The sequence below is a fragment of the Rhizobium sp. B21/90 genome, assembly GCF_019355815.1.
GTDB lineage: Bacteria > Pseudomonadota > Alphaproteobacteria > Rhizobiales > Rhizobiaceae > Rhizobium > Rhizobium rhododendri.
Genome location: NZ_CP072162.1, coordinates 1,975,852 through 1,992,503, shown reverse-complemented (window position 1 = coordinate 1,992,503; position 16,652 = coordinate 1,975,852). Strand labels below are relative to the sequence as shown.

Genomic DNA, 16,652 nt, shown 5'->3' with positions numbered 1-16,652 from the left:
ATGTTAATGCAGGACGATCAAGGCGAGCAGCGACAGAAGCAGCGCCGGCACCATCACCACGACGCCGAGTTTCAGGAAGGCAAAGGCTCCGACCTGCAGCCCTTCGCGCCGGAGTGCCGTCAGCCACAGGATGGTCGCCAGCGAGCCGGTCACCGACAGGTTGGGGCCGAGATCGACGCCGATCAGGATCGCCCCGGATATGGTATCGGAGGCATGCGCCGCCTGGACCGCACCGCCCGCAACGAGGCCTGCCGGCAGGTTATTGACGAGATTGGCAAGGAAGGCGACGGCAACGCCGGCAACCGCCGCCGTCTGTCCCGGTGCCGAGGCGGCGCCGGCCGAAAGCTGGTCGGCCAGTATCTTGGTCAGCCCGGTCTTCTCCAGCGCCTGGACGACGACGAAAAGCCCTCCCACCAGCGGCAACACGCTCCAAGACATCGCGCGCAATGTCTCCATCGGGCTCTCCCGGCCGACGACCACGATCAGCGCTGCCGTCACGAGACCGCAAACGAAAGTCGGCAGTCCGAGGTCGAGACCGAATGCCGAGGCGCCGATCAGGATCAGCGCGGTGACGACGAGACCGGCACCGGCAAGCTTTGCGGTCGGCGTCAGATGCGGCGCCTCGACATTGCTGGCGACGCTGTCCTGCAACAGCACGCGGCGCTGCGTCCAGTAGAGCAGCACATAGGTGGAGACGACGGCCGCGATCGAGGGCAGCGCAAAGGTCGCAAGCCAGCGCCCGAGCGGCGGCATGTGACCGCCCCCGAAAATCACCAGATTGGCGGGATTGGAGATCGGCAGCACGAAGCTTGCAGCATTGGCGATGAACGCGCAGATGAACAGGTAGGGCAGCGGCTCCTTGACCTTGGCGGCCTTGGTCGCGGCGTAGACGGCCGGCGTCAGCACCACGGCGGTCGCGTCATTGGACAGGAACACGGTGACGACGGTGCCGACGATATAGATGAGTGCGAACAACCGGACCGGCGACCCTTTCGCGCGACTGGTGGCGATGGCGGCCAGCCAGTCGAACAGCCCTTCGCGGCGGGCAAGTTCGGAGAGCAGCATCATGCCGACCAGGAACAGGTAGACGTCGAGCCCCTTGCCGACGCCCTCCCATGCCTCCGGCAGCGTTAGTAGCCCGAGGGCAACCAGCAGCACGGCGCCGGCAACGGCCCATATGGCTTCAGGCCAGCGAAACGGGCGCGTGATGACGCCAAGCGCGGTCAGGGCGGCGATGCCCCACGTCAGGGGAACGGCGTGGCTCATCATAGGCTCGGGCCCGTCCTTAGAGCTGCCTGCATGTCTTGCCTCCTGGTTTCCCGACCAAATCATTGTGTTGAATGTCATAGTTGGCGTCGGGCCGGACAACGGTGCCGGCAGCGCCGACCCTCTACGTTAAGCGCCCTCCCCGGATCACCACGGCAGCGGACCAAAGTCGTGAAGACTGCCGGACACCGGGTTCATTCAGGCATGTGGGAGGTGCCGGCCGCGTCCCGGAGTGGGTCGCGTACAAATCAGCCGCAGCGAACGAAAAGCCGCCCTGTCGACCTCACGGATGGTCCGCGCCAAGGACTTTCACCCGGGATCAAACAAAAAGGCCTGCGCTGGGTAAGGCGATTACTCCGCAGCTTTTTTCTTTGCCGGCTTTTTCTTGGGCGCCGCTGCGGCGGCGGCCTTGGCGTCCTCTTCTTCCTTGGCAAGGCGAAGGGCGCGCAGGCGCGTGGTCTTGGCTTCGCGGGCGCTGTCGCGCGCGTCGATCAGCGTGTAGGCCGCCTCGTTGGTCGCGTCGATCTTGGTTATCGCGGTTGGTCTTTTTGTCGGCGCGTCGGTCATGGGTCGGTCTCCGCGTTCTGCTCACAGCCAAACCGGGGCATGAAAATCATCACCCCGGCCGCTATCCAATTGACTTGCCTGCCGTTCCGTGCGGTAACGAACAGACCTAACTATATAAGCGCAATCAACACTAAGCGGCCTCCAAGGTCAATCGATAGCGCTGCGGATAATCATTCATGGGCAATAACCGGCTGGCAATCTCGTTGCCATCTTTTATACTATTCGGCATCCATACTTTCGATTGCGTTGAACTGGAACTGAGCTGACGATGAGCGATGACACACCCATCCGTACGCCGTTCGATGCGATCGACCTGGATCATCTCCGCCGCCTGGAAGCGCTGGAGGCCTACGACATCCTGGATACCGCGCCCGAGCCGGAATTCGACGATATCGTCTACATCGCCTCTACCGTCTGCAATACCCCGGTATCGCTGGTCAGCCTCGTCGAGGCCGATAGGCAGTGGTTCAAGGCACGGATCGGTTTCGAGCCCGGCGAAACGCCGATCGACCAGTCGGTGTGCGCCCATGCGCTGACGTCGCCGGAACTGCTGATCATTCCCGACCTCACCGTCGATCCCCGCACCCGGCACAATACACTCGTCACCCAATCGCCATTCATCCGCTTCTATGCCGGAGCGCCGCTGATCGTGCCCGGTGGCGCGGTGATCGGCACGCTCTGCGTCATCGATACGGTGCCACGCCCGGAAGGGCTGGATGAAAACCAGCAGAACCTGCTGCGGGCACTGGCGCGCCAGGTGGTCGCCTTCATGGAAACGCGGCGCGTATCCCACCGCAAGGACGAACTCTTCCAGCGCCAGAAACGTCTCGCCGCCAGCATCCGCAACAGCGCCAACAAGAACGTCGCCGCCCAGCAGGCCGGACGCATCGGCACCTTCGAAATCGATATTGCCACAAGCCAGGTGCGCGCCTCCGACGAGTTCTGCCGCATCTTCGACGTGCCCCCCGCCGACGTCCATCCGACCTCGCTGTTCGAGTCGATGGTCGTGCCGGAAGACCGCCATATACAGTCGAACGAGGCGACCCGCAGGAATGGGGCAGCGCCTGTCGAAGTCGAATACCGCATCCAGACGGCAAACCACGGGACGCGATGGATCTCCCGCCACGCCAAGTACCAGTACGACGCCGACGGCAAGCCGATCACCATGTTCGGCATGGTCCAGGACGTCACGTCGCTGAAGCGGGATGCGGCGCGCGTCCAGGCGCTGCTCGATCTCGGCGACCGGCTGCGCGAACTCGACGACATCGAATCGATGGCGCTGGCAGCCTCCGACCTGATGGCCAAGGCGCTGGACGCCAGCCGTGCCGGTTTCGGGCTGGTCGACGTCGTCGCCGAAACCCTGATGATCCAGCCGGAATGGCGAGCGCCCGGCGTTGCCAGCCTCGCCGGTCTCCACCATTTCCGCGACTACGGCGATTTCGTCGATGAGCTGAAGGCAGGTCAGACGGTTATCGTCACCGATGTCGCGACCGACCCGCGTACCCGCCACAGGGCACAAGCGCTGCTCGATATCGGCATCCATGTCCTCGTCAACCTGCCGGTCTTCGACCACGGACAGTTCAAGCTGGCCGTCTTCGTCCACCACGACAGACCGCACGAGTGGACGCAGCAGGAAATCGACTTCGTGCGCAGTTTTGGCGACCGCATGCATCTTGCTATCGCCAGGCTCCAGGCGGAATCCGACCAGGATGTGCTGAACCGCGAAATCGGCCATCGCCTGAAGAACACATTCGCGATGGTCCAGGCGATCGCCTCGCAGACCTTGCGGCCGATCATCGAGCAGGAGCATGTTCGCAATTTCGAGCGCCGGCTATACGCACTTAGCTCCGCCCACGATTCGCTTATCACCCAGGACAGCGACGGGGCGGACATCGGCGCAGTCCTCATGCGGACTGCCGAAACCCTCGGTGTCACCGAGCGGATCGACGTGCACGGGCCGTCCATCAATTTCGGTCCGCGCAGCACTCTGTCGGTGTCGCTGCTGTTCCACGAGCTGGTGACCAACGCCATGAAGTACGGTGCCCTTTCGAACGAGGACGGCCGTGTCGCGGTCGAGTGGCAGGTGCTTGAGAGCAACGGCAACCGCGTGCTGACGATGCGGTGGACGGAGAGTGGCGGCCCGCCGGTGACAGAGCCTACACGCACCGGTTTTGGTTCAAGGCTGATTAAACGCGGCTTCATGGGAACAGGCGGCGTTACGCAGAGTTACTCAAGCCTGGGCTACTCGGTCGAAATGACCGCCGCGCTTTCACAGCTCCAAAGGGCGAACTGACAGATGGCAGAGACATCGCCGACCAAGAAAATCGTTCTCGTCGTCAAGGATGAACCGCTTTTGCGGATGATGGCGGCAGATCTGGTTGAGCGGGCCGGCTTCGAAGTGATCGAGGCGACCGATGCAGACGAGGCGGTGCATATCCTCGAAACCAGGACCGACATCCGCATCGTTTTTACGGATATCGACATGCCAGGTAGCATGAATGGGATGTTGCTTGCCGCCGCCATCCGCGACCGCTGGCCTCCGATCGACATTATCATCACCTCCGGCCATGCCACTGCCGAAGAGGTCATAATGCCGGCACGCAGCATCTTCTTCTCAAAGCCCTACGACACGACCAAGCTTACCGCGACGCTGCACGCTCTGGCGGCCCGCGTCTACTAGTCTCAGCCGCCAGTGGTGTGCCCGCACCATTATCATTCAGACATGGCGCCGTGTCACAAACCGGCAGCGGGCTCTTGCAGCAGGCATTGCTCCTTCATACCTTAAGGTCCGGGATCTGACCGACCGCGCAGCGTCCTCGTGCTCCCCCGACCAACAGACTGCCGCGAGGATAAGCCCGTGCCAATTGAAAAACTCCTGCCATCCATAGTCGCCCTACGCTCCAGCATTGCCGAGGACGCCTTCACCGCCTCGACGCTTGGAACCATCCGCGAGGGCAGCGGCGTCGTCATTCGCGACAACGGCCTGGTGCTGACGATCGGCTATCTCATCACCGAGGCGGAAGAAGTCTGGTTGACGCGCAGGGATGGCAAGGTCGTCCCGGCGCACGCCCTCGCCTTCGATCAGGAGACCGGCTTCGGGCTCGTCCAGGCGCTCGGCCCCCTCGACGTACCGGCTCTGCCGATCGGCGATGCGACCGCCACGCAGCTCGGAGATGCGGTCGTGCTCGCAGATGGCCTCGGCAATGCGGTGTCGTCGAAAATCGTCGCCAAGCAGGAATTCGCCGGCTACTGGGAATATCTCCTCGAGGAAGCGATCTTCATCTCGCCGGCCCACCCGTCCTGGGGCGGTGCTGCCCTGATCGACGAACACGGCAAACTGCTCGGCATCGGCTCTCTGCGGCTGCAGATGAGCCAAGGCGGCAAGGTCGCCGATATCAACATGGTCGTGCCGATCAACCTCCTGGAGCCGATACTCGACGACCTGCTGAACCGCGGCCAGATCGACAAGCCCCCACGTCCGTGGCTGGGCGCTTTTTCGGCAGAGAACAACGGTGAAGTCGTGGTGATGAATGTGGCTCCAGGCGGACCGGCTGCGGAAGCAGGCCTGCGTCCCGGCGACATCATCTCGGAAATCCGCGATGCGGAAGTCGATGGGCTGGCAGATTTCTACCGTCAGGTCTGGAAGAGCGGACCGGCTGGCGCCGAGATCCCGATGCGCGTGCTGCGCGACGGCCGCGAAGCCTGGCTGCGTGTAAAATCCGCGGATCGCGGCAGCTTTCTCAAGAAGCCGCAGATGCAATAGGCAGATAAACGTCGGCAGCGATCACCGAACCGCTGCCGACATCGTTTTCGTCAGTTGAATTTTCCACGCCTGGATTTCTTGGCGAGCCGCAGGACATGGTCGTCGGCGATGTCGGCGAGAATGACCGCCACTTCCATCTCACGCCAGCCAGCTGCACTTGCCTCGGCAACGAGGCGCGCAAAAGCGATCTCCATCGCGCTCGCGCAATCGGTCGCGCGTTCGTGGTCTTCTTCTGTGGTTTTGGGCGAAATTTGACTATCCATTACTCTACCATGACGCGAAACGGATTGAATGTGAAGTCCCGTTGACTTGATATCAGACCATATAACCTATCCGTGTGTCATTCTGGGGCCCATTTTTGGGTTCACTTTGTTTGCCGCCTCCGTGACCCTGCGGCTGTGGCCGCCTGTAAAATGAGATCAGCAGGGAACCATTATTTCTACCGTGTGTTGGTTGCCGCTTTACAAGAGACAGCAAATATATAATTCGCTGGAACTCTTGAGCTATCAACGCCATCGGCTGGTGCAGCCACGGCCCATCCGGAGGTGCGAATGCAGACATCATCGAAAACCGGCCTCTCCGGCCGTTCGCTCGTGGCGCTGGCGTTTCTCAATTTTTTCCTCGCAGATGCCCGCGATGGGCTCGGGCCCTTTCTCGATGGGTTCCTTGCGACCAACGGCTGGAGCCCGATGACGCTGGGGTTCATAGCCACCCTCGGCGGCATCCTCGGCATGGTGGCAACGCCGCTGTTCGGCGCCTGGGTGGATGCATCCAGCCACAAGCGAATGCTGATCATCCTGCCCGTCGTGCTGATCAATGCAGCCGCCGTGTGGACGCTGGTCAGTCCCGGTGATTTTTCGGTGTTCGGCGGCCAGTCGGCCACCGCCGTCGTCGGTGCCGTCGTCGGCCCGGCGCTGATGGGACTGACGCTCGGTCTGGTCGGCCAGAGGGCGTTTTCACGCCAGGTGTCGCGCAACGAGTTCTGGAACCACGCCGGCAACGTCGTATCGCTCGCCGGCGTCTATGCAGCCTCGGTGTTCTTCGGCCTCACAGGCATCATCGTGCTGATGGTCGTCACGGCGGTAGCAACCATCATCGCGGTGCTGGCGATCGACCCGGACAAGATCGACAACAGGGTTGCCCGTGGCCTCGGCTCGGAAGACGGCGACGGCAAGGACCAGCCCTCCGGGTACAACGTTCTCATCGGCACCAAGGGGCTAGTGCTGCTGGCGGTGACATTGCTGGTCTTCCATTTCGGCAATGCGCCGATCAGCCGCCTGATTGCCCAGGACTTCTCTCTGCAGCTCGGCACCCCCTTCCGGACAACAGCCATCACCACGGGCGTCTCGCAGCTGTCGATGATCGTCATGGCGCTTGCCGCACCGTTTCTGATCCGTCGCTTCGGCCTTGCCACGGTATTCATCCTTGCTCTCTGCGCCCTCCCCATTCGCGGCGCCATCGCCGGCAGTTTCCACGAATTCGCCGTCATCTTCCCGGTCCAGGTGCTGGACGGCATCGGCGCCGGGCTGATCGGCATCGCCACGCCCATCGCTGCGGAGCGCATCCTGTCCGGTAGCGGGCGCTTCAACGTCGGCCTTGCCGCCGTCATGACGGTGCAGGGCATCGGCGCCTCGCTCAGCAACGTCGTCGCCGGCTGGCTGACATCGGAGGGCGGCTACCCGCTGGCCTATTGGGTGCATGGCGGCGTTGCGGCGATTGCTCTCGCGATCTTCATCTACGGTCGCCACAGCATTGCGCCGGAAACACGGGACCGCCGTGGAGTGACAGACGGCGCCACCGCATAGCCCTCGCCCTTGACTTCGCAGGCCAACAAGAACATTTTGAGAACAAATTAAAGGGCATACATCATGGCGGCGGAAAAATTCATCATCATTCCATACAAGAAGGTCCGCAATGGCCTGGCTCCCGGCGAAATGCGCCAGGCTTCCAACGCCGCCAGCGCGGAAAAGATCGCGGCTGCCATGTCTGAGCGATTCGTCGGCGTTGCCGCCTATGCCGTCACCGTCGACGAGGAGACCGGTGACATGACCTCGCCGCGCCTGCTGGCAAAGCACGGTGACATCGCCGAACTCAACCCGTAATCTGTTGCATTAATCCGGATGCGTCGTATCGCGCGGCGCATCTATCGCCTCAGCGCTTGGCAATCGTCGGGCTTGAAACCTTGTCGCCGACGGCAAGGCCGAGCTTCTTCACGATGCCGCCGTTCAGTTCGATCACGTATTTCACCGGCCCGCCGGAATCGATGATCGTCTGCGAATAGGGCACGGCGTTCTCGACAATATGCGTCACACCGCCTGCCGTGTCGACGAACAGCATGTCGAGCGGCAGGACGGTATTTTCCATCCACATCTGCACATGCTGCGCCTTGTCGAAATCGAACAGCATGCCGTGGTCGGCAGCCATCTGGCGACGAAACATCAGGCCGTATTCGCGCTGTGGACCGCTGACGGCAACCTCTACGGTGAACGTATGCGCTGTGCCCGTCTTGCCGGTGATCGTCAGCGTCTCGCTCGCAAAATGCGGCGCCTGCTTGACGACATCTGCGGCATCGGCTGTTGCTGCATGACCGGAGAAAGCCAAAAAAAGCGCCAGAGGGGCGCTTTTCAGGAGAGATGCGAGACGCATGGCCATCAGTGCGACCTGCCTACCGGGCTTGGCGTATCCGGATGGATTTCAGCTGCCATCATGCCCTTGTCGCCCGGTCCGAAGCGTACAAGCACCACCTGTCCCGGCCGAAGCTCGGTGAGGCCGAAACGGCGCAAGGTTTCCATGTGGACGAAGATGTCCTCCGTCCCCTCGCCTCGCGTCAGAAAGCCAAAACCCTTGGTACGGTTGAACCATTTGACGATAGCACGCTCGAGACCGCTGGTGGCGGTGACCTGGACATGGGTGCGGGCTGCCGGCATCTGCGAAGGGTGCAGCGCGGTCGACTGGTCCATCGAAAGGATCTTGAAGGCCTGGTAGCCACGCTCGCGGCGCTGGATCAGCGCGACAATCCGCGTTCCCTCGAGGATCGTCTGGTAGCCGTCGCGGCGCAGGCACGTCACGTGCAGCAGCACGTCCTGCATGCCATTGTCCGGAATGATGAAACCGAAGCCCTTGGCAACGTCGAACCACTTGACCAGCCCGGTGATCTCGATGAGATCGACGGCTTCACCCGCCAGATCCTCAAAGTCGGCAATTTCAGTCGATGAAGTCCTGTCACCCATCTTCGCCAGCCCCTTGGATACACGTTACGCTGTTACGGTTAACTGATTCTCGAAATCAAGATTAACATCTTGGTAACGGAAAAGCGCAAGTCCTGTTTTGTTTATTCCCTGACGCTGATTTGAGCCGCTACACTTGCCTGGGGCTGGCGTTGGTACAGATAAGACTGGACCCATTCACATTAGAAAGGAAATAGAATGCGTTATCTCCACACGATGGTCCGGGTGAAGGATCTCGACGCCGCGCTGCACTTTTACACGACGCTGTTCGGCATGACGGAAATCCGTCGCTACGAGAACGAGAAGGGGCGGTTCACCCTGGTGTTTCTCGCAGCCCGCGACGATCTCGACCATGCCGGCACGCATATGTCGCCCTGCCTCGAGCTCACCTACAACTGGGACACCGAGGACTACGACGGCGGCCGCAACTTCGGTCACCTCGCCTATGAGGTCGACGACATCTATGCGACATGCCAGAAACTGATGGATGCAGGCGTCATCATCAACCGTCCGCCCCGCGACGGTCACATGGCCTTCGTGCGCTCGCCGGACGGCATTTCCATCGAGATTCTCCAGAAGGGCGACAACCTGCCGAGCGCTGAGCCCTGGGCTTCGATGACCAACACGGGCGTCTGGTAGCCCCAGGCTTTCCCGAGGCTTGCAGGAAAGTCGAATGACGACCTGCAAGCCATCTTCGCCCTTGCCGACGGGCAAGCGCGCCAGCATGGTCCGGCTATCGAAGCATCACGCATCGAATCGTCGCGGCCTTGTCTCTCTCCCGCCGGCGGATCCACGGCGTCGTCCCTCCTGGACAGCGGTGCTTCTCGAGAGCCAACGCGGGGGACCGATCCTTTGGGCACAGTGCAGACGACTTCAAGCAGACAGTTCCTGCTCCGCGCGACGACAGCCGCGTTATGCCTCGCGATGTTGTCGGGATGCATGACGACCTCGGCCAGGAAAGCCAAGGAACAGCAGGTCGCCGATGCGGCCGAACCCGCGCCGGAAGTGGTCATGCGGACGCCGGGCGAACAACTCGCCGCAGAACTGAACGCCAAGGCGCAGGCACAGGGCCAGAAACCGGGCACATATCGCGACCCGCAGGTCCGCACCGGCTCAGGCCAGCAGACGGTAGCCCAGCAATCAGCGACCGGCCTGTTCCCCAACGCGCCGATGCCCGCATCACAGGCGCCGACCGAGCCCGCCAATATCGGCGGCCTGATCACCCAGCCGACGGCGGTCAATGCCAACCGATCCAGCATATACGCGGCCCCGCCACCCATCGCCGTCAACCCAGACGGCACGCTGGCACCCGTCTCGGCCTATGCGGCGCCGGCCTTGCGCAACGTTTACGCCCTGCCACCGGGAAGCGCGATGCAGCAGACGCAGCCACAGCCGCAGCAACAGCAGCCCATGATGGCGCCGCCATCCGGCCAGTCCTCGAATGCGATGCCCCAGAGTGCGCCCAGGATGGCATCTGCCTCCGCGACCCGACCGACTGCGGACGCAACACCTTCCCACGTGTTGCCGGCCCCTGGTTCGAAGGGCAGGCATCTCGATAGCCAGGAAGCGCTGATGATGGCGCGCAATCTTGCGTCGGGCGGCAAGAGCACTCCTGCAAACTCGATGATGCCGCCGTCCTCCTCCGGCCTGACCCTGCCGCAAGGCGTTACCCTACCACCGGGCGTGACCTTGACGCCGGGCATGGAAGCCTCGCTGAAGTAGCCTGCTGCCCGGTCAAAGCCTGCGCCCCGCACACCTGCAACGACATCCGAAAGCCCCTGCAACCCGCTGTTTCCGCCCGTTAATCGCTTCATGCCGGAACGACAATATAGAGCTCGATTTTTTTCGGGAAAAAACAAATTCCCGGCTTGCAGGATCTGAAACGCCCCCCTATAAGGGCGCCACAAGTTATGCGCCCTTCGTCTATCGGTTAGGACGACAGATTTTCATTCTGTAAAGAGGGGTTCGACTCCCCTAGGGCGTACCACTTGTTCTTCCTTTTCAGTGATGACCAATGTTTGCCATGGCGGCAGCTGTGAGCACTTGTTTTCTGGTGATCGCCCTTGCCGTCAGAACATCGGATTATCTTGCCGCAACGAGCGCTCATGTCCCCGAGGCCTGTTACGCATGGCAAATCGCGGGCCTTCAAACGCCTCTCAAAAATCCGCTTTTCATTGTGGATTTATGACGATTTTGCGCTTGCGGGATCGGAATGGCCTGACTATAAGGGCGCCACAGTGATTGCGCCCTTCGTCTATCGGTTAGGACGACAGATTTTCATTCTGTAAAGAGGGGTTCGACTCCCCTAGGGCGTACCACTGCTTTTCCCTTACCAAATGATGATTTTGCGTTTTCACTTAATTTGGCTGCTATGGCGCCTTTAGGTGCCGTTGCTGCCGCAGCAGAAATGAGCGAAAACTCGCCGATATGTCCTGAAATATATGTAACTTTAGGACATAGCCGTGATCAAACGAGTTAGACAATATCCTCCGCATGCGGTGCATATAATTGATGCCACAACTGCAATTACACATGACCACCTAAAAAAATTTCCCGTTCGTGCAAACATGTCGCTTTTGCGACTTGGAATTACGAAAGGTGGTTCGAATGACTTTGTCTGGTGGAAGGTTTGATTGAGATAGGCGAGCTGACTGAAGTATGCCAAAGCTGGCGCCAATATCGTGATCAACAAAGCGATCAGGAGCCACAATAGAATGTTCGCAAACGCCTGTGCAGCGATTTCGGATTTTGAAATCAACTGGTGGTTAGTGCTATAAAACGCAAGCGCTGCTGCAATGCCTCCAGCTGAAGCAAGAGCCGGAGCCCGCATCGCGGCGATGGAGAAGGCCTCAATTTGGCCCAAACAAGTCTCTGCTTGCTTTTGGAGATTGTCATGAGCTCTTTCAGCTGCTCTGACCTTTAAGTCAAAATTCTTTTCATCCACCGACATCGTTTACTTCCGATCCGCTCGAGCAGACATAAGCTATAGTGTAGTGTTGTTCCGGTCGCTATCGATGATATTGAGCGACTTCTCATCGCCAATTTCACTTAACACCAACTCTGTCGATCCCAACAGTACCGCTGCCTCGCGGCAGGCAACCTGCGTCACGGCGCCTTGGCGGCATCCGTGACCCGGAGCTGGACGCGGCGGGCGCCTTGCCAGTGGTCGGCACCCAGCGTTCCCGCGACGTGCAGCTGTGCCCCGCGAGAGCCGAGCAGCAGGTCGCCGAGCGGCGTTTCCGCGGCGCGGAACGCAATGCCTTCCAGACGGCCGCCATCCATCGCTTCCAGCGTCACCTTGATATGGTTCTGCCCGACCAGTCGCGAATCGCGCAGGCGATGGCTGGGGATGGCAAAGATCGGCTGCGGGTGGCCGGAGCCAAAGGGGCCCGCCGTCTCCAGTTGATCGACCAGTTCGACCGTTGCGCCGCTCGCCCCGAGCGCCCCGTCGATCTTCAACGTCGAATCGGCGACGAGCCCGAACACCTGTTTTTCGGCCCGCTCGGCAAAGAATGTCCGCAGCTTGCCGAGATTGGCGCGTTCGACCGTCAGGCCGGCAGCCATCGCATGACCGCCGCCCTTGACGAGCAGCCCGGCATCGACGGCGGCGCGCACCATCTTGCCCATGTCGAAGCCGCTGATCGAACGGCCGGAGCCGGTACCCTTGCCCTGCGAATCAAAGGCGATGGCGAAGGCCGGTCGGCGGAACGAATCCTTCAGCCGCGACGATATCAGCCCGACGATGCCCGGATGCCAGTTGTCATGGGCAGTGACGATGACGGCGGCGCCCTCGCCGTTGCCATATTCGGCCAGCGCTTCCGCCTCGGCCTCCTTCAGCATGACGGCTTCCATCGCCTGGCGCTCGCGGTTGAGCTCGTCGAGCTTCTCGGCAATGACGTCGGCTTCCGATGCATCCTCCAATGTCAGTAGCCGGCTACCGAGCGCGGCATCGCCGATACGTCCGCCGGCGTTGATGCGCGGGCCGATCATGAAGCCGAAATGGTAGGGCGTAACGGGTCCGCCGAGCCCGGCCTTGCGGAACAGCGCCGCCAGCCCCGGATTGGACTGATGGCGAGCGGCCAGCAGGCCCTTGACCACATAGGCGCGGTTCAGCCCCTTCAGCGGCACCACGTCGCAGACGGTGGCGAGCGCTACGATATCGAGCCATGCCAGCAGGTCGATATTGCCGGCCCGGAGATCGCCGGACTGGCGCAGCAGCCGCAACGTCGCCACCAGCACCAGGAAGACCACGCCGGCAGCGCAGAGATGCCCCTGCCCCGACAGATCGTCCTCCCGGTTCGGATTGACCAGCGCATGGCAATGCGGCAGCGCGTCGCCGACCTGATGGTGGTCGATGACGACGACGTCGATGTTCCGCGCCTTGGCAGCGTCGAGCGATTCAAAGCTGGTCGAGCCGCAGTCGACGGTGACGATCAGCCGGGCACCGTTGTCGATCAGCTGGTTGATGGCTGTCGGGTTCGGGCCGTAGCCTTCGAAGATCCGGTCGGGGATATAGATGGTCGCGGGCACGTCGAAGTGCCGCAGGAATTTGTACATCAGCGCCGAGGAGGCTGCACCGTCGACATCGTAGTCGCCGAATACAGAGACACTCTCGCCGGTCTTGACCGCCTGCAGCAGCCGCTCGGCCGCCTTCTCGCAATCCGTCAGCCGGTGCGGGTCGGGCATAAGGCCGCGGATAGTGGGGTCGAGAAAGGCCATAGCCTCGTCGAGACCGACGCCACGGCCGGCAAGCACGCGGGCAATCAGGTCGGCCATGCCGTGGGTCTGGGCCATCGCCAGCGCCCGGTTCTGGCCCGCTTGGTCGAGCCGCGATACCCAGCGGTTACCGCCGGCCGAACGTTCCACCCCCAGAAATGCCCGCTGTACCGGGTCTGCCGCTTTGATCGGTCCCATCAGATTGGCCGGATCCGTTCTTTCATCCGCCGAAGCCCGCCATCAGGGAGCGGCTTCGCGTGCTTTCGGTGCAGATTATCGCAAGCAGGAGGCGCGTCCACGGAAATTGCGGTTGCCTCACTGCTCGTGCTTCGGACGCTCGATGCGGATGACCTGCGGTTCGCCGACCAGATAGCCATCGGTCTTGATCGCCGCCACCGCCTTGCGCACCGAATCCTCCATGGTCGCATGGGTGACGAGTATGATGGTCTGCTGGTCGGAGGGCGAGACGTGCTGCTTGGAGCGCTGGACGATCGATTCCAGCGAAATATGGTTTTCCGCCATGTGGCCGGCAATGCTGGCAAACACGCCGGTGCGGTCCTGCACGCTGAGGCGAATGAAATAGCCGCCCTCGTGGCTTTGCATCTGCGCCTTGCGGTAAGGCTCGAGCGACTTGGCGGGATGGCCAAGCACGGGAACGCGCTGCGTGCCGGGCTGGCTCTTGGCGATGTCGGCGATGTCGCCGAGCACGGCCGATGCCGTGGCATTGCCGCCGGCGCCTGGGCCGACCATCAGCAGTTCGCCGAGAATATCGGATTCGATGGCCACCGCATTGGTCACGCCGTCGACCTGGGCAATGACCGAATCGAGCGGCACCATGGTCGGATGGACGCGCTGCTCGATGCCGGTCTCGGTGCGCTGGGCAACGCCGAGCAGCTTGATCCGGTAGCCGAGATCGGCAGCCGCGCGGATATCCTCGATGGAGATGTTGGAGATGCCCTCGAGATAGATATCGTCGGCGGCAAGCCGGTTGCCGAAGGCGAGCGTCGTCAGGATCGCCAGCTTGTGCGCCGTGTCGTTGCCGTCGATGTCGAAGGCCGGGTCAGCCTCGGCATAGCCGAGCCGCTGGGCTTCCTTCAGGCAATCCGCAAATGACAGGCCTTCCTTCTCCATCCGTGTCAGGATGTAATTGCAGGTGCCATTCATGATGCCGTAGATGCGCGAAATGGTGTTGCCCGTGAGCGACTCGCGCAAGGCCTTGATGACCGGAATGCCGCCGGCGACGGCCGCTTCGAAGTTCAGCAGCGTGCCCTTCTCCTCGGCGATCTCGGCAAATTCGACGCCGTGATAGGCGAGCAGCGCCTTGTTGGCGGTAACCACATGCAGACCGCGAGCCAGCGCCGCGCGCACCGATGCATTGGCCGCGCCCTCGGAACCGCCGATCAATTCGACAAAGACATCGATATCGGCTTTGTGCGCGAGATCGACCGGACCGTCGAACCACTCGACGCCATCAAGATCGATGCCGCGATCCTTGCTGCGATCCCGCGCCGAGACGGCGACGATCCTGATCGGGCGGCCGCAGGTGGCCGTGAGCTCGGCGCTGCGGCTCTGAATGATACGGACAAGCGAGGCACCAACGGTGCCCAAGCCCGCAATGCCGATTTTGAGGGCATCTGCCATGATCGATCCTGATATGTCACGAAGCGGCAGCCGCATGGCGGCTGCCCTTGAAGTTAGCGGTGGGCGTTGAGCGAGATCACGTTGTGCATGGTCTCGTCTGCCGTCGATAGAAAGCGTTTCAGATTGCGCGCCGCCTGTCGGATGCGGTGTTCGTTTTCCACCAGCGCGATGCGGACATAGTCGTCACCCATCTCGCCGAAACCGATGCCGGGCGCAACCGCGATGTCGGCCTTCTCGACCAGCAGCTTGGAGAACTCCAGGCTGCCGAGATGGCGAAACTTCTCGGGGATCTTTGCCCAGGCGAACATCGTTGCGGCCGGTGGTGGAATTTCGAAGCCGGCCTTGCCAAAGCTATCGACCAGCACGTCGCGGCGGCGTTTGTAGATCGAGCGCACCTCGGCAATGTCGGAGCCGTCGCCGTTCAGCGCATGGGTCGCCGCCACCTGGATCGGCGTGAATGCGCCGTAGTCGAGGTAGGATTTCACACGCGTCAGCGCTGCAACCAGGCGCTCGTTGCCGACGGCAAAACCCATGCGCCAGCCGGGCATGGAGAAGGTCTTCGACATCGAGGTGAACTCGACGGCGACATCGATAGCGCCGGGCACTTCGAGGACCGAAGGCGGCGGGGCGTTGTCGTCAAAATAGATTTCCGAATAGGCGAGATCCGACAGAACGATGATGTCGTGCTTCTTGGCGAAGGCGATGACGTCCTTGTAGAAATCCAGCGTCGCGACATAGGCGGTCGGATTGGACGGATAGTTGAGGATCAGCGCGATCGGCTTCGGGATCGAGTGCTTGACGGCCCGCTCCAGCGGCGGAAAGAAGCTTTCGTCCGGCTCGACCGACATCGAGCGAATAACGCCGCCCGCCATCAGGAAGCCGAAGGCATGGATCGGATAGGTCGGGTTCGGGCAGAGGATCACGTCGCCGGGCGCGGTGATCGCCTGGGCCATGTTGGCAAAGCCCTCCTTCGAGCCGAGCGTCGCCACGACCTGCGTATCCGGGTTGAGCTTGACGCCGAAACGACGGGCATAATAGCCGGCCTGCGCACGGCGCAGCCCCGGGATACCCTTCGACGAAGAGTAGCGATGGGTACGCGGATCCTGGACGGCTTCGCAGAGCTTGTCGACGATCGACTGCGGTGTCGGCAGATCGGGGTTGCCCATGCCGAGATCGATAATGTCGGCACCGCCCGCTCGTGCGCTGGCCTTCAAACGGTTGACCTGTTCGAAGACGTACGGCGGCAGGCGACGGACTTTATGAAACTCTTCCATTTCTTTCCCCATGGGACGGCGGTGATCGAGGCGGCAATGAAGTTCGTGTGTCTCCGGGTAGCCGCGATACGAACCTCAGGATCGCGGCGCCATATTCTCGTTTGACGCGAGTGATGCGGTGAATTTGGGGCGAGCACGGCACACTTGCCGCCTCAAACCCGAACGATACATGCAAACGCTTCTTGATTGAACCCTTTG

General features: G+C 61.8%; 16 protein-coding genes and 2 tRNA genes. 9 read left to right on the top strand and 9 right to left on the bottom strand.

Annotated features, from left to right (window positions below):
• Window positions 1-3: 3 nt before the first annotated feature.
• Window positions 4-1,269: an arsenic transporter gene (locus tag J5278_RS09455; protein WP_374108267.1), complete on the bottom strand. Its 1,266-nt coding sequence runs from the start codon at window positions 1,267-1,269 to the stop codon at window positions 4-6.
• A gap of 348 nt (window positions 1,270-1,617) precedes the next feature.
• Window positions 1,618-1,833 carry a hypothetical protein gene (locus J5278_RS09450; protein WP_133255649.1) on the bottom strand — a complete coding sequence of 72 codons (216 nt, stop codon included), beginning with the start codon at window positions 1,831-1,833 and terminating at the stop codon, window positions 1,618-1,620.
• Between the two features lie 268 nt (window positions 1,834-2,101).
• On the opposite strand from J5278_RS09450, the gene J5278_RS09445 reads away from it, so the two are divergent.
• The 3 genes from J5278_RS09445 to J5278_RS09435 all read left to right on the top strand — a co-directional run bounded on the left by J5278_RS09445 (window position 2,102) and on the right by J5278_RS09435 (window position 5,596).
• Entirely contained in the window at window positions 2,102-4,126 is a 2,025-nt protein-coding gene (locus J5278_RS09445) for a GAF domain-containing protein (RefSeq protein WP_209183914.1), read from the top strand.
• 3 nt (window positions 4,127-4,129) lie between these two features.
• Entirely contained in the window at window positions 4,130-4,513 is a 384-nt protein-coding gene (locus tag J5278_RS09440; RefSeq protein WP_209183915.1) for a response regulator, read from the top strand.
• 177 nt (window positions 4,514-4,690) lie between these two features.
• The gene (locus J5278_RS09435) at window positions 4,691-5,596 is read left to right on the top strand and encodes a S1C family serine protease (protein WP_209183916.1); all 906 of its coding nucleotides are present in this window, start codon (window positions 4,691-4,693) and stop codon (window positions 5,594-5,596) included.
• A 50-nt stretch (window positions 5,597-5,646) separates the two neighbouring features.
• Here J5278_RS09435 and J5278_RS09430 read toward each other — a convergent pair whose 3' ends face one another.
• Window positions 5,647-5,859 (bottom strand): hypothetical protein, encoded by a 213-nt coding sequence (locus J5278_RS09430; RefSeq protein WP_209183917.1) that lies wholly within the window; start codon window positions 5,857-5,859, stop codon window positions 5,647-5,649.
• A gap of 288 nt (window positions 5,860-6,147) precedes the next feature.
• Between J5278_RS09430 and J5278_RS09425 the strand changes: the two genes are divergently transcribed.
• Window positions 6,148-7,401 (top strand): MFS transporter, encoded by a 1,254-nt coding sequence (locus tag J5278_RS09425; protein ID WP_209183918.1) that lies wholly within the window; start codon window positions 6,148-6,150, stop codon window positions 7,399-7,401.
• Between the two features lie 60 nt (window positions 7,402-7,461).
• Window positions 7,462-7,698, top strand: a complete 237-nt coding sequence (locus J5278_RS09420) for a hypothetical protein (protein WP_111221779.1) — start codon at window positions 7,462-7,464, stop codon at window positions 7,696-7,698.
• 49 nt (window positions 7,699-7,747) lie between these two features.
• On the opposite strand, the gene J5278_RS09415 is transcribed toward J5278_RS09420, so the two are convergent.
• Both J5278_RS09415 and J5278_RS09410 read right to left on the bottom strand, forming a co-directional pair.
• On the bottom strand, window positions 7,748-8,248 hold the full coding sequence (locus J5278_RS09415; protein ID WP_209183919.1) for a DUF192 domain-containing protein: 501 nt from the start codon (window positions 8,246-8,248) through the stop codon (window positions 7,748-7,750).
• Entirely contained in the window at window positions 8,248-8,826 is a 579-nt protein-coding gene (locus J5278_RS09410) for a cold-shock protein (protein WP_142823021.1), read from the bottom strand. Before J5278_RS09410 ends, J5278_RS09415 begins: the two co-directional genes overlap by 1 nt.
• Before the next feature lie 195 nt (window positions 8,827-9,021).
• Between J5278_RS09410 and gloA the strand changes: the two genes are divergently transcribed.
• The 4 genes from gloA (at window position 9,022) to J5278_RS09390 (ending at window position 11,141) form a co-directional block, all read left to right on the top strand.
• Window positions 9,022-9,462, top strand: a complete 441-nt coding sequence (gloA, locus tag J5278_RS09405; RefSeq protein WP_209183920.1) for a lactoylglutathione lyase — start codon at window positions 9,022-9,024, stop codon at window positions 9,460-9,462.
• A 300-nt stretch (window positions 9,463-9,762) separates the two neighbouring features.
• Window positions 9,763-10,545 (top strand): hypothetical protein, encoded by a 783-nt coding sequence (locus tag J5278_RS09400; protein WP_209183921.1) that lies wholly within the window; start codon window positions 9,763-9,765, stop codon window positions 10,543-10,545.
• A gap of 190 nt (window positions 10,546-10,735) precedes the next feature.
• Window positions 10,736-10,810 (top strand) — tRNA-Glu (locus tag J5278_RS09395).
• 256 nt (window positions 10,811-11,066) lie between these two features.
• Window positions 11,067-11,141: transfer RNA gene (locus J5278_RS09390), tRNA-Glu, on the top strand.
• A gap of 131 nt (window positions 11,142-11,272) precedes the next feature.
• Here the strand turns inward: J5278_RS09390 and J5278_RS09385 are convergent.
• The 4 genes from J5278_RS09385 to J5278_RS09370 all read right to left on the bottom strand — a co-directional run bounded on the left by J5278_RS09385 (window position 11,273) and on the right by J5278_RS09370 (window position 16,454).
• A complete protein-coding gene (locus J5278_RS09385) occupies window positions 11,273-11,773 on the bottom strand; it encodes a hypothetical protein (protein WP_219258268.1) in 501 nt (166 codons plus the stop codon).
• 155 nt (window positions 11,774-11,928) lie between these two features.
• Window positions 11,929-13,737 (bottom strand): single-stranded-DNA-specific exonuclease RecJ, encoded by a 1,809-nt coding sequence (gene recJ, locus J5278_RS09380; protein WP_209183923.1) that lies wholly within the window; start codon window positions 13,735-13,737, stop codon window positions 11,929-11,931.
• A 117-nt stretch (window positions 13,738-13,854) separates the two neighbouring features.
• The gene (locus tag J5278_RS09375; RefSeq protein WP_209183924.1) at window positions 13,855-15,180 is read right to left on the bottom strand and encodes a homoserine dehydrogenase; all 1,326 of its coding nucleotides are present in this window, start codon (window positions 15,178-15,180) and stop codon (window positions 13,855-13,857) included.
• Window positions 15,181-15,233: 53 nt separating this feature from the next.
• Window positions 15,234-16,454, bottom strand: a complete 1,221-nt coding sequence (locus tag J5278_RS09370; protein WP_142823025.1) for an LL-diaminopimelate aminotransferase — start codon at window positions 16,452-16,454, stop codon at window positions 15,234-15,236.
• Window positions 16,455-16,652: the final 198 nt, after the last annotated feature.